Source organism: Mesorhizobium sp. M0676, from assembly GCF_040320535.1.
In the GTDB taxonomy this organism is placed as follows: domain Bacteria; phylum Pseudomonadota; class Alphaproteobacteria; order Rhizobiales; family Rhizobiaceae; genus Mesorhizobium.
Genome location: NZ_JAMYPU010000039.1, coordinates 25,727 through 39,207, shown reverse-complemented (window position 1 = coordinate 39,207; position 13,481 = coordinate 25,727). Strand labels below are relative to the sequence as shown.

Annotated in this window: 9 protein-coding genes and 4 pseudogenes; 11 read left to right on the top strand and 2 right to left on the bottom strand. The window is 60.8% G+C overall.

The features are described 5' to 3' along the window. Positions 1 to 389: 389 nt before the first annotated feature. From NKI35_RS28385 to NKI35_RS28365, 5 genes and pseudogenes are all read left to right on the top strand, one after another. Positions 390 to 765, top strand: a pseudogene (locus tag NKI35_RS28385) (type IV secretory system conjugative DNA transfer family protein); the annotation flags it as partial. 636 nt (positions 766 to 1,401) lie between these two features. After that, the gene (locus NKI35_RS28380) at positions 1,402 to 3,936 is read left to right on the top strand and encodes a two-component system VirA-like sensor kinase (protein WP_352742066.1); all 2,535 of its coding nucleotides are present in this window, start codon (positions 1,402 to 1,404) and stop codon (positions 3,934 to 3,936) included. 886 nt (positions 3,937 to 4,822) lie between these two features. Then, positions 4,823 to 5,014, top strand: a complete 192-nt coding sequence (locus NKI35_RS28375; protein WP_352742065.1) for a hypothetical protein — start codon at positions 4,823 to 4,825, stop codon at positions 5,012 to 5,014. Positions 5,015 to 5,206: 192 nt separating this feature from the next. Continuing rightward, positions 5,207 to 5,640 (top strand): annotated as a pseudogene (locus NKI35_RS28370) (PfkB family carbohydrate kinase); the annotation flags it as partial. Positions 5,641 to 5,822: 182 nt separating this feature from the next. After that, a pseudogene (locus NKI35_RS28365) lies at positions 5,823 to 6,354 on the top strand (transposase); the annotation flags it as partial. 182 nt (positions 6,355 to 6,536) lie between these two features. On the opposite strand, the gene NKI35_RS28360 reads toward NKI35_RS28365, so the two are convergent. Further along, entirely contained in the window at positions 6,537 to 6,743 is a 207-nt protein-coding gene (locus tag NKI35_RS28360) for an isopentenyl transferase family protein (protein WP_352659220.1), read from the bottom strand. Between the two features lie 182 nt (positions 6,744 to 6,925). Continuing rightward, positions 6,926 to 8,341, bottom strand: a complete 1,416-nt coding sequence (gene hemN, locus NKI35_RS28355) for an oxygen-independent coproporphyrinogen III oxidase (protein ID WP_352742063.1) — start codon at positions 8,339 to 8,341, stop codon at positions 6,926 to 6,928. A gap of 354 nt (positions 8,342 to 8,695) precedes the next feature. Between hemN and NKI35_RS28350 the strand changes: the two genes are divergently transcribed. The 6 genes and pseudogenes from NKI35_RS28350 to NKI35_RS28325 all read left to right on the top strand — a co-directional run. Next, positions 8,696 to 9,199, top strand: a complete 504-nt coding sequence (locus tag NKI35_RS28350) for a hypothetical protein (RefSeq protein ID WP_352742061.1) — start codon at positions 8,696 to 8,698, stop codon at positions 9,197 to 9,199. Between the two features lie 17 nt (positions 9,200 to 9,216). Then, the gene (locus NKI35_RS28345) at positions 9,217 to 9,654 is read left to right on the top strand and encodes a hypothetical protein (protein ID WP_352742059.1); all 438 of its coding nucleotides are present in this window, start codon (positions 9,217 to 9,219) and stop codon (positions 9,652 to 9,654) included. 41 nt (positions 9,655 to 9,695) lie between these two features. Next, a complete protein-coding gene (locus NKI35_RS28340; RefSeq protein WP_023703294.1) occupies positions 9,696 to 9,974 on the top strand; it encodes a hypothetical protein in 279 nt (92 codons plus the stop codon). 115 nt (positions 9,975 to 10,089) lie between these two features. Beyond that, positions 10,090 to 11,073 (top strand): hypothetical protein, encoded by a 984-nt coding sequence (locus tag NKI35_RS28335; protein WP_352742057.1) that lies wholly within the window; start codon positions 10,090 to 10,092, stop codon positions 11,071 to 11,073. Positions 11,074 to 11,541: 468 nt separating this feature from the next. After that, the gene (locus NKI35_RS28330) at positions 11,542 to 12,228 is read left to right on the top strand and encodes a hypothetical protein (protein ID WP_352742055.1); all 687 of its coding nucleotides are present in this window, start codon (positions 11,542 to 11,544) and stop codon (positions 12,226 to 12,228) included. Between the two features lie 175 nt (positions 12,229 to 12,403). After that, positions 12,404 to 13,299: pseudogene (locus NKI35_RS28325) on the top strand (IS256 family transposase); the annotation flags it as partial. Between the last annotated feature and the right edge of the window lie 182 nt (positions 13,300 to 13,481).

Sequence of the window (13,481 nt, the reverse complement as noted above, 5' to 3'; positions counted from 1 at the left end):
AATCGAAGGCCGTGACTGGAACGCCCGCATGAATTCAGCAGCAGCAGCCCTCGGCCGGCCAATTTCAGACAACGTGACAAGCCCGACCAACAAGCCTATGTCGTCAAATCGCCAAACCGACGCGGCGAACTCGTGCTGGTCGGCAAGGCGATAGTGGCTGGAGCATCAACTCGGCCGACGAGAGTGGCCACACCATCCTAGACAGGATCGGCCGATATGCCCGGCATCGCCGCTCTGCAAAAAGCACAGCGGGCATCCAGACGTTGCCGGGTTGACTATGGGTGTCCGAACCGCGAAAAGAGGCCGCTCTTTATGAGTGGCGTGCGCTGGCAGTCTAACCCCAAGCCCCCCGCCCGGGCTGCCGGCGCGCTTCTAGGAACATCGAGGTAGATGACGAGACTCCGAACTACATTTCCAAAGCTATCGGTGGATTCACATTTCAAGCCCAATCGTTTCCTACAGCCAGGCGCGAACGTTCGACTGGAACATTCAGAATTCACATCAAGGTGCACCGCTGTTGCGTCCCGAACAGGTTCGGCTGCTCGATGACGAGTACGAGATTGTTCTCATCAAGGTCTGCCACCATTAAAATTGAGGAAGGTGCGTTATTTCTCGGATCGCATTCTGAAACGCATCTTTGAAAGCCAGACAGGCGCCCTCCCGGAGCCGGCGCCCTTGACGGGAGCAGAGGAGGCGCTCTCCGCAGAATCTCAACTCGGTGACCCGCTGTGTGAATTGGCGCAGGACTTTGACGATACAGTTTGATGTGAGGCTAGTATGAACCCGCGAAATAGTAATCCATCCCGTGTAACAGCTTTGTCGCAGGTGCAGGACGCCGGCTTGGAAGACGGGCAAGCGGTCCAGGCCCGGCGAGTGGGCTTTGAGCAGCACGTGTCCGAGGCGCTCCGGCCGCTGTTCGATGGTCGAGCTGACGAGCCGCCTACCGGTCCAGAGGAGCTTCTGCGACTGGAACAGGGGTTTCGCGTGGTGCTTCGGCGAGGGCAGGATCATCAAGCCGCCTCGTCTTTTTTCAGCGATCCAAGGATGCCCGCTGGACGGGATGACCCCAAGGGAAGCGTGTCGGACGCTTTCGCAGCAGCCGGCTCTAGGCACGCCGAGGCCGCCGCCCCGCCAGTGTTAGCTGCCAGCCAACAGCAGATCCGGCCCTCGCCAGTTGCGTTTGACCGGCCGGTATCATCCTCGGCTGCTGCAGGCGTGCGCTTGTATGCCCCTTCGATGATCTCTCGGAAGACCAGTTCCGAAAACTGCGATCAGTTGCCCGCCTTGTGCTGGCGCCTCGCCGTCGAGGTCGAAACGCCCGCGATTCAATGGAAGGTCAGCGGGCCATGGGGGCAGAGTGCAACGGTGTCTACACCGCCTATTTGAGGGGGAGAGGTACACTTGGCTTTCCTGTTCCAGCAGCATCCGGCCGCACACCGACGCGATGGGGAGCTAGAATTCAAATCGGACCTTCGCAAGGCACGCACCGCGGCTCAAACGCCGTTCGTTTGGGAAAAATGGCTCAGTACCGACAAAGCTTCTGTGATGGCCCTAGTGGCCTCGGTTGCGCTCTTGGTCGCGATACAGTGGCAAGACCCCCAGATCAACGAGGCGGTCCTAAGCGAACTGCGGACGATTCAGATCAACTACGCATTGCTCCAGCGAGACGTCGCCCGCGCCGACATGGTATTGGACTTCCGTTCCGTTGCTTCTACCGGGCAAGCATTAAAAAGGAACCTTCAAAACTACCAACGCCTTGTTGAGATTTCGCCCAATGAGAGCTCCGGGGTGCACTCCAGGTTGGTTGCACAGCTCAAAAAGTCCCTCGAAAACACAGAAGCTGCCATCTCGGCCTCGGCCGCGCAAAATGAGCTTCTGCAAAGCTCTCTCGTACGCTTTGCTCGCTCGGCTAATCGCCTTCGGGGGGGAGTGTCGAACAGGCCTGAATTTTCCAATCTGATCCTTCAATTTTCGGCCAGACCGGGATTCAGCCTCGCATTACAAATCGATCAGTCTCTCCGCCGACTTCCTCCTAGCCAGGACCAAGTCACGGAGGATGTTGCCCGCGAGGGCCGCGCTATCCTGTCCTCAATGTTGAGGTTGGACCGCGCTGTCAATCGGATCCCATCCTTCGACACGTTCGCCAAGGCTGCCGAATTGGAGCGAGAACATCTGAAAGCCTACAGCTTCGCCAGCGCGCAAGCGCAGCGTACACGACTTTTCTTTGGCTTGGTGTCCATATGCCTCTGCTTGTTTGCGACCATTCGAGCCTCCACGCAGCATGTGCGGACGAACCGGTTGGAAAGGCGGTTAGAGCTTGAAGCGGCGATGAGTGAGATCGAAGCTTGTTTCATCGACAGTCAAGCAACGAAGGCTTCGCGGCGCTTCTCCACCGAAGCAGCGCTTAGACTCATTCAATGCGTTTTCGATGCGGATCAATGCGCGCTTGCTCTGGTGGATCCGAGTATCAGCAGGAATACCGAGTACTTTGTCGCGAACAAGCGCATGCGCGTCTGGAACGCCGCGCTAATCCATGAAGTCGTCTCACTTGTACACCCGGAACAGCCAGTGTTTCGCGTCGTTCCGGCGTCGGAAGTGGTTCGGACTGCCGTAGGCACTACCGGTGTTTGTCAAATTGTTGGTTGCAGGGCCTCCGATCAGCAGGCTGCGGTTTGTATCCTTGTTTTTGAAGGAGATCGCTCACCACCCTCCACAGACGACCTCCTGGTTCTGGCGAGCGCTACTGTGCGTTTAGGCAACCATCTTGAAATGCAACGTGTACACACGGAACGTAACCTTTTTGAGAGTCGATGGGAGCATGCGGAAAGGCTGACGGCTGTCGGCACAATCGCAAGCGGCGTTACACATGAATTCAATAATGTTCTAGGAGCAATAGTCGGCTACGCAGAGATGGCTAAAGGTCTTGTGCGCCGCCCCTCGAGAATTCGGGGCCACATCGGCCAAATTATCTTGGCCAGCAACCGAGCCAAGCTGATTATTGATCAAATTTTGTCACTAAGCCGAACTCGGAAGCGCGTGACGATGCCTTTCGACGTCTCGGAGAGTGTAATGGATCTAGCGCCATTGCTGCGGGTTACAGTTCGTGCGGATGTTCAGTTGAACTTCAAGATCAACGAGTGGCAAACGGTGATCGAGGGCAGCCCGACCGAGTTACAGCAAATCCTTATGAATCTATGCAAGAACGCGTCGGAGGCTCTCTTGAATGAGGGCCGTGTCCAGATTAGCGTTTCTCGCGCTCACGTCTGTCAAACGAAGCCCGTGGCTAAGGGCACCTTGAAACCGGGAGATTACGTTCTCCTCTCCATCAGCGACGATGGCCAAGGAATCGCAAGTTCGGTGCTTCCGCACATCTTTGAGCCCTTTTTTACCACGCGCTCTCGCGTCGGCGGGACCGGACTGGGTCTTGCTGCAGTGGACCGCCATGTGAGCGCGCTCGCAGGATGCCTTGACGTCACCTCGGCTGTTGGCCGAGGTACACGCTTCGATCTCTACTTACCGGCCTGCGCTGAGGAGCAGGTCAGAGCTGATAGCGCTTCCGGTCCATACGATGGATCACTTGGCAATGGAGAAATCATTGCAGTCGTGGAGCCCGATCCAGCAGCGTTGGAGATCTACAACGATAAGATCGCCGCGCTTGGTTATAAGCCTGTCGGCTTCGCGACCTTCAAAAGTCTTTGCGACTGGATCGAGAGCGGGAAGGCAGCCGACCTCCTCATTTTCGATCAAGCGACTTTCCTCGGGCCAGGACAGCCCGAAGCCGTACGTACCACCCTGATGACGGTGCCCATCATCGTCGTTGGTGGAAGCGACCCCATGCCGATCACATCTGGTAATCAGACCTTCGTCCTTTGGCTAGCCAAACCGGTCTCGTCCAGGACGATGGAGCATGCAATTCGTAGGATGATAATGGCATGATGCCGCCGACGCGCTCAGGCTACCGAGCTACCGAGGCAATCGGAGGCGGAGCCGGCTGGGATCCAGCAAATACAAGAGCGTCGGACGATCTCTGCGCACCCGGCTCATGGCGAGTTCCCCTCGAACACTGTCGTCGGCTTCCGCCCAAGGAAGGGCTCCCCGACCACGGCAAACCTGCCGCCGTGCTCGTGACCGTCAAGGACAAGTCGCCGCGCGATGGGGTCTGCGGGCCTCCATCCTTGACAAGTCACTGCGCGCTGGCGGCGACAGGCGACGGGTAATATAAGGTCGGGACGAGGAGATGGTCGCCAATCGGTCATGCAAGATGGTTGACGAAAAGCAAAGCTTGACAATCATCGCCCCATTCACGCCAGACTTCTCCTGTGCGCTCATCACTCGGCTACGGCTCCTCGCCCGCCCCGACAAGGCTATCGCCGCCCGGCCGGGCAAGCGATATCCCAGGTTCCGACGTGTTCCTTTCATGCTTGATGGACCTAGGCCCCGGCAGGGCGGGAGCATGAGGCTGGGTTCTCGGTCGCGGATCTGTGAGGCAAGCACGGGGTAAGCGAAGGCTCGACCCACCATTGGGGAGGCCGGCTTCGGCTGACTTTCGAACTAACTGCCGACAACACACTGGATAGGCTGTTCTCGTCGTTCGGTCCAGTTCACCAACGCCTGTGTCGACATTTTACGGCGCTTCACTACTCAGCGCCGCGCCCGTGAGCGCCAGCGAGTGGTCGTCGGCGGGCTCGATGGCGCTATCAGGTCGGGGACTCGACCTCTATGATCATCACCGATTTAATTCAAATTTGTCTGTATATATTGACGATTGCACCACCTTCACCTCGTAAACGGCAATGCGGGCGGATGGAGAGGGTTCTATGATATGACAAGCGATTTTTCCGCCGCCCGAGGGCATTTAGATCGAGCGTATGGCTACCTTTGTGGGGATGACCCGATGAGTCAAAGGGGCCGCGAAGCCTTGGATCTGCTAATTGAGGCGGTTGCCGTCGAAGAGTTCAAGCAGCCACGCCAAAGCGCGGAGGTGCTAAGGTTTCCGATCGGGCGCCGCTGCTGAGGTAATCTCCACGGCCGCCATGTAGCCTCAGGTGGCAGGGACTCGCCGCCCCGTGAGGGCCGGGAACGAACGCATTGGCAAAAGGAAAGCCCACTTGCCAAACCCGCGCCCGGCCGGCGTGGTAAGAAGGCCGGCGGGTTCCCAAGCGGAGACATTGACGCCGGACTATGACGTTCTTTGCATCGGCAATGCAGCGCCGGCAACACCGCCGCCGGCGTAGGCAGCTTCGGCGGGCGCGCCGCCTTCTTCGGCAGGTGACGAACGACGCGCTCGGCGAGATCTACGCCCACGACATCCACGCCCAGGGCGTCGCCTTCGACACCGAACCGCTAGTGGGACAACCACCGACGGCATGCTCGATGAACTTCGTAACGCCCGATGGCGAGCGCTTATCTCGGCGCCTGCTTCGAACTCGGCCCGACGATGTCGAACCAGACAAGGCTTCGGGCACCAAGGTCACTTATTTCGAGGGCTATCTGGGGGACCCGCCGCGCGCCAAGCAAGCGATCCGGCAGACCGCGCGGCTGGCGCATGCCGCTGGGCGCGAAGTGTCGATGACGCTGTCGTATTCGTTTTGCGTCGACCCCTACCGCGACGAGTTCGTCGAGCTGATCCGCTCCGGCACGGCAGCAGCAGGTCGTCTGGATCGCCGGGACTATCCGGGTGAGTACGTCGGGGTAGTGTGCTGAGAGTTCTGCAAATTCGCTGAGAGGGGGCGGTCATGGCAGGCTGGTGATTGTTCACGTCACCGATTGCCGCGAAGGAACGCCACCATGACCAAGACTGAAGTTAAGACCGCCAGCGCTGCCGTCAAAGCAAGGGCATCGGGTTGGTCGTGTCCGACGATCATGCCGGCCTAGTGGCAGCGATCGGCGAGGTGATCCCCGAAGCCGCCTGGCAACGCTGCTACGTGCACTTCCTCAGGAACGCGCTCGATCATCTGCCGAGGAAGCACGGCGACGACTGCCTGCAGGAATTGCGCTGGCTCTACGACCGGCACGATCTCGCAGGGGCCAGGGCTGATCTTGCCGCATGGCTTGCCAAATGGTCGGCCCGCTATCCGGTCTGACAGGCTGGGCCGAGGATGCCATCGAACAAACCCTGACCTTCTTCAGGCTGCCGAGACAGCACCATAAGCATCTCAAATCCACCAACATGCTGGAGCGGCTCTCCGCCGGCGCACCTATGTCGTGCGCATCTTCCCCAATACCGAAAGCTGCCTGCGCCTGGTCAGGGCGTTGGCCGTCGAGACCAATGAAAACTGGATGGAGGCCAACCGATACATCAACATGGACGACCTGCGCGAGCACAAGAAGCTCGCTCTGCGCCAAGCCGCATGACCAGCATCATGGCCGCCCCATTTTGCAGAACTTGTCGCACACAACCGCTTTGCTCTCTCTACAAAGGCATCGGAGTTGCCGAGCCGCAACCGCCTTACATGCCACTGAAAGCGCCAGCCCGATGCTGACTCGCGCCATGTGAATTGAGAAGGGAGATCGAGCCGGCTTCGAGTGAGCCCAGGCTAAGATCTAAGCTCATCCACGTGCATGATCAGCTTACGACGGGCAGTCACGGCGTGGATGTGCCCGCGGTTAGGAGGCGTATCCAAGTAAACCCGCTGGGTAGATTGCAGTTCGGGATCCGAGGCACGCCCGCTGCGCGTAGCGATTTGAGGACAGCATTGTACACGATCCAACGCAATGACCGACCGTCCGGTCTCTCGTGCAATTTAAATTGAAACGTCTGTCTTGCCGCTGCAGGTCGGCCCGTAAATCAAATGGATTAGCATGTGTTTACCGCTTAGAAGCCCTTGTTTTTCGAACTAACTGCCGACAACAAACTGGATAGGCTGTTCTCGTGGTTCGGTCCAGTTCACCAACGCCTATGTCGACATTTTAGGGCGCTTCACTACTAACGGGCACCGCACGATGGCAGCTCGTTCTCTCCGGCAAAAGATACTCCCTGTGTTAGCTTCCATGTTGTGTGCTTGCCCTCACCTGCGGGATACGGAAGGCCATCCCTAAAAGCATCGAATGCGGCAGCGACAGCGCGAATCCCAAAGCGATGCTCCCGCCGTACGCGGACGAAACCGTTTTCGAAGTCCACTATTCCGTCCTTGGCCAGCATCGCCAAACGCTCATCTGAACCGCGAAGACGGATCAAATCAGATCCGTGGGCGACACAGATTGCCGGCACGTCAGCCTCGAAATCGCACATTAATCGCTCGATGATTGCGGCTCGCAGGCGGTCGTCGTCTGTGAGGCGATGGCCCTTCGATGTCGCCAGTCGGCCAGCTGCGATGTGCCGGATGTAGAAATCCCGTGTAACTTCGTTTTGAACGTACCCCTGGCCAAAGCGGCCGATAGCCGACGCGCCGAAACCGATCAGGGTTCTGCAGGTATCGGCAGAGTAGCCCAACGAGTTACGTCGCAGGCGACCTGTTTCCTGTGCCAGCGCGAGCTCGTCGTGCGGCAAGGCGAAATGGTCGAGCCCGATCTCTCGGTAGCCGGCGGCAACCAGCGTCACGGCGGCAGCCGCATGCTGTTCAGCGCGGGCAGCGCTGTGGGGAAGAAATTCCGCCTCGATGAGGCGCTGGTTCTTTATTTGGGATGGGATATGCGAGTAGCCGAACAAGGCAAGCCGGTCGGGGCGCATAGCGACCGCCGCCCTCGCCGTCTCGACGCACGACTCCACCGTTTGACGCGGCAGGCCGTAGATGAGGTCGAAGTTGATCCGGTTTACTCCATGCCGGCGCAGCATTTCCACGGCAGCCGACGTCTGGGCCTCGCTCTGGATTCGGTTGATCGCTTTTTGAACAATGGGATCGAAGCTCTGTACGCCCAGGCTCGCGCGGTTCACGCCGGCCGCTCCCAAGCCTTCCGCCATCTCGGGCGTGAGCGTGCGTGGATCGATCTCGATGGCGACCGTAGCTGTTTTCGAGATGGCGAAGCGGCATCGCAGGAACTCCATCAGAGCGAGGAACTCGGCTGGTCCGATGAGAGACGGCGTTCCGCCGCCGAAATGTATGTCGCTCACGGGCAGCGTCTTCGGCACTCGCTCACAAACCAGACGGATCTCGTCACGCAGCGCCGCCAGATAGTTGAGGATGGGCGCATCATGGCGGGTGATGGTGGTTGGGAAGCCGCAATACCAGCAGGCTGATCGGCAGAACGGAACGTGCAGATAGAGTGACACCGGATCCTCAGCCGGCAGGTTCCTGAGCCATGCCTCATAAGCCTCGGCGCCGACCGCCCCGGAGAACTCCGACACAGCCGGATAGATAGTGTACCAAGGCAGCCGGGCCTCTCGAAATTTCGTGGTCTGCAAAGGCACAATCCCATACTGATAACAACCAACCCTACCCACCGCGCCCGCCTGGGTCCTTGCGCTATGTCAGTCCGTTCCGTTTGGGCTCGAATCTAGATCTTTTTTAGCAATGGGCCACAGGCGCCGCTGCCCATCACTTCGCGCTACGGCACCCTGAACGACGTTTACGAGGCCCCGGACGCCGATGACTGGGAATCGACCAACTACGCCAATCTCGTCGGCTCGCCGGATGCGTCGACGCTGCGAGCGTCCGGCCGGCTCCGGGCCCTAAAGCGTCTCTTCGCGCCGACGCCGGGGGGCAAGGACCTCCTTGACCAGGGCGCCAGCGTCGATTTGGTGTTGCCGGTGGCAAGCGTGACGGATCCGCTCTTCAATCGGATCCTGGGGGGACTGGCGCCCCTCAAAACCGGTGGCGCGGAACGAGCCCCGATCTGCATCTTGAAAGGCGCGTTTACCAGCCGATGGAGCGCCTCGACCGATCGCGTGCTCGACCGCTTTGAAGTCGCCTACACGCCCTCCCCGTATAATGCACCTGCAAACCGGCACGTGCTCGCACAGCTGAGTGACTTCAACAAGCTGAAGCTTGCGCTGGCGAGCGACGATCCCGAAGTCATCGCCCGCGCGCCCAAACTGAGCCGTTCCGGACGTGTCGTGACCTTCCTCACCTATCCCGATGCGGCGGTGCCGATGCCTTCCGCGGGCTACCTGCCCGCCACGGCGCCTTGGCTGGTCGCAGCGCCTCCTCCGAGCGGGCGGTTCTTTGGCTATTTCCTGTCGCATTCTTCACACAGGACGCCCGCGGCGAGGAGCGCGACGCCGAGACGGAGCGGCTGGCGAGCGAAACGCTGCGCTTCATAAATTACCTGACCCCGCAATTGGCTTGGACGCTCGACGGATACCTGCAACATCAATACACGCAGCGCTACCCGTTGACGGCCCCGACGGTGATGTTGCCGCTTGCAACCGATATCCAAACCCCTGCCACAGCTGCGCTGCGGGACGACCATGGCAGCGAACTGCCGCTGATGGGCTGGCGGTTCTATCTCTCGCCTGCGCGCTTCGAACTTGGTTTCTTGCGGCAATACCTCAAGAAGGCTCTGGCGCCGGCTGACAATGGCGAGGCAAGGCCAACCGCGCTCCGCTCCATTTATGAGCCGCTGGCGGACCTGATTTTGGCCGTGGACCGCGGCAGCGCCGAACTGGTGTTGCAGCGCTGGGCCTATGAGGCCGATGCCCGCGCGGGGGCGTGCCGTCGCAGAGCGGCGCCCTCACCGCAAACGTGGCAAAGGTTGGAACACACAAGCGCGCGCTAAAAGCGTCTGATTCACCTAATGAATTCAAGATCCTTCGGGACTTGCTGCGCCAGCCGCTCGACAAGTTCCAAGCCGCCGTCAAGGTCTTCGCCTCTGGCGTGAAAGACGACTGGCTGACGATCACGATACCGTGCCCGGCTGGATGGAGCGGACTGGGTTCCGCAAGCCCTGTCACTGACGGCAGCGACGTGCTGCGCCTCGGCCTTCGCCTGGAGCGCCCGAGCGATGCGGTGGTGCCGGCGGGCATTGCCGACCCAATGCGGCCGCAGGCCACGCCTGGATTTGGCCTTGCAGTCGACAAGAACGAGGTCGCCATCTAACCGGAACTGCAAGGCGACACCTTTGCCGATCTGCATGACGGGGCGGCCACAGAGCTGGGCAAATATGTCTCGGCCAGCATGAAGACCTCACTGCGCGAACGCCTCGACTGGCTGCGTGCGATCCGGGCCGCGCCCGCGCTGCGCTCGCCGCTCCGACTCGCCCGCCGACGCCTTTGGCCTGCGCAACACCGTGCGGGCTCTCCTGCCCGACGTGGCCGCGCTGGTGACCTATGTGCACAATGACGACCCAGCTTCGGGTACCGACGCGCTGTTCGAACACGTCAAGGACCTTTCGGCAGAGCTGGCCGGCCATCTTTCGATGACGCTGAAGAGCCTGCTCATCACGACCCCGGGGCTCTTCGCCACGACCAAGGGCTTCGGAGTGGCGATCTTCGAACCCGATTCCTGTACCCAACGGCTCTACTCCTTGCAATTGCGTAAGCAGATCCATCCCGCACCCGCGCCAGGCGAGACCGCTAGCGACCCGTCGCGCTTTGATGTCGACCGTTTCCTCTTTCCTCTGTTCCACAACGCTGTGGCGGGGCGTTACGTTGTCGATATACTCGACGACGCCCGATATGATGACGAGTTCGAGATCGATGGGAGCGTTTTTGACCCGCCGCGGCCGCTGTGGACACGCGGCGGACCTGGCGTTGTGCTTGGGTCGGGCGGCGCGAAACTGCGCCAGCGCGGCGATGCCCAAGCGCGCAGCGGCGAGGACGTCATCGAGCAGCATAATCGCTTCGACGATGGCCTCGCCCCGGCCCGCCAGATCGAAGCCGATGTCGTGCATTGGAACCCGAACTGGACCGAACCGGTCGCCCCGAACACCCGGCGCTTCTACCTGCTGCCCTCGCGACGTCGGCCCGCGACGCCAGTGAAGCAGAAGCCCAGCGCCGACAGCGGACCGCCTCGCGCGCCGCTGCCGGTGAATCTGACAACGCCCATGCGGCCCCTGAACGATCAGCTGGCCGACCTCCTGAAAGGTCGTCTCGATGATAAGAAGATGGTGGCCTTCGGCTCGGGCGGCACAGGGCTAAGAGCGAAGCGCCGCAATCCAACCCTGACAGGGCTGATCCAGCCGACAGCAATGGGCTAGCCGCGCCCGGCTGGTGGCATCTCGAGAGCTATGCCTCCGAGCACTATTTCGTGCTGGAGGGTGACGAGGAGTCCTCGGGCTCCGAAGGCCCATTCCACAATGACCGCATCCGCATCGAGGTCGAGATTGGCGACAGCCCGTTCGTGGACGAGGATGCCGTCGCGCCAAAGACGTCGAGGGTGAACTCGGCGACTGTTCGCATACCAGCGTCTGCGGGTCGCAAACCAAGCGGCGTGATCCCGAAGCCCGCCAAGATCTCGCGTGCTAACCTTGAGAAGCAGCTCCGCGACTGGCTGGCCCCAACGACTGCCGACGATGGGCTCCTGGTCCCGGCGCCGCCGGTCGTGGACTCCGGCAAGCGAGCATCGCAGAAGGGTAACAGCACGACTGTCGTGGCCGGCTTCACGCCCCAGCAAGTCGGATGCCGCGCAGCGGCTCGAGAATCAATGGCCGCTAGGGATTGGCGCGGTGCTGGCCGCCGAAATCATGGATCTCGATGCCGATCCAAAGCCGCAGGATCGCTTTGTGCTGAGGGTGGTTGTGCTGGACGAACCCTGGCGCTACGCGCGCGTGCGGGTCCGGATCGAGCGCAACAAGGCGGACGTCAACGACGACAAGCTGCCCGACATCAACCCGCTGTTCCAGATGATCGGGGAATTCTCCAGCTGGAGCAGTCATGGGCGCGAGCCGATGCTCCTTGATTTGCGCGACAGCGAGGGACTGGGCTTGCCAGCCGAGGCAGTTCAATTGGCTGCGAAGCTGACGCTTGGCGAGTTCCTCAAGAAAGATATGACTACTCCCCTCGACTACGGCGATCAGGTTGGGACAGCCGTTGACGCCCAATTCACCGCATCGGGTTTCGGGCGGCTTCCTCTGTGGAACCCCGATCGTGTTCGACTGGGGCAGTACGCGGTCTCTGGCATGGTGGTCCAACTGCGAGCGGACCTTCATCCGCGCTACGCAAGGGCCGAGCTGAACGATCAGATTGAGGAGCGCATCGAGGACATCCCGCGCGTACATTTGGCGCCCATGCCGTCCGACCCGACTATGCCAAGGCGTGACTTCGCGCCACTTCTCAAGGGCTTCACGCACACTGACGTGCCCTCGGCCATCATGCGGTGCGTATCAATTGGACCAACGCCGCCGGCGAGCTAATGGTGAGTTGCACGTGGCCAGTGCGATTCCAATCATGAAACGCAACGAGAGGCGCAGCCGAGCGATCTTGATTTTTGCTGATGCCATCGCACTAGGGTGCTCGATGCGACTCGAACGCGGCCTCGCCTTCGAAGCGCGGCTGTTCAGCGCCCTGCCCTCCTCGCGGCGCAGCGGGGCATTGGTGGCGACGCTGGCCGAGAGTATGTCCAGGGCGTGTCGACCCGCAAGGTGAAGGCGATCACGGAAGAACTGTGCGGCCATGCCTTCTCGGCCTCGTCGATCTCGGCCATCAACAAGCGGCTGGACGAGAGCCTCGCTGCCTTTGCCAGGCGCCCCCTTCAAGAGCCGTTTCCTTACCTCATCCTCGATGCGCGCTACGAGAAGGTGCGTGAAGCCGGTGTTGTCATGAGCCAGGCGGTGCTGATCGCGGTCGGTATCGACTGGGACGGAAGGCGCCAGATCCTGGCCGTGGAGATGGCCAATCGCGAGAGCCGCTCGGCCTGGAGGGACTTCCTCGTCGGCCTCAAGTCGCGCGGCCTCAAGGGCGTCGAGTTGGTTGTGTCCGACGATCACGCCGGCCTGGTGGCAGCGATCGGCGAGGTGATCCCCGAAGCCGCCTGGCAACGCTGCTACGTGCACTTCCTCAGGAACGCGCTCGATCATCTGCCGAGGAAGCACGGCGACGACTGCCTGCAGGAATTGCGCTGGCTCTACGACCGGCGCGATCTCGCAGAGGCCAGGGCTGATCTTGCCGCATGGCTTGCCAAATGGTCGGCACGCTATCCGCGCCTGACAGGCTGGGCCGAGGATGCCATCGAACAAACCCTGACCTTCTTCAGGCTGCCGAGACAGCACCACAAGCATCTCAAATCCACCAACATGCTGGAGCGGCTCAACGAGGAAATCCGCCGGCGCACCTATGTCGTGCGCATCTTCCCCAACGCCGAAAGCTGCCTGCGCCTGGTCAGGGCCTTGGCCGTCGAGACCAACGAAAACTGGATGGAGGCCAACCGATACATCAACATGGATGATCTGCGCGAGCACAAGAAGCTCGCTCTGCGCCAAGCCGCATCACCAGCATCATGGCCGCCCCATTTTGCAGAACTTGACGCACACAACCGGCGGAGCTGCTTTGCCGAGCGCCTCGACTAGCTTGCGATCACGCCCTTTGCTCCTTTGCAATCGGACGGCGCCCAGATGGGAGCAACATGACGAACGCGCCTTCGGCGCCTCTGAGCGCTTGCCGATGGCTG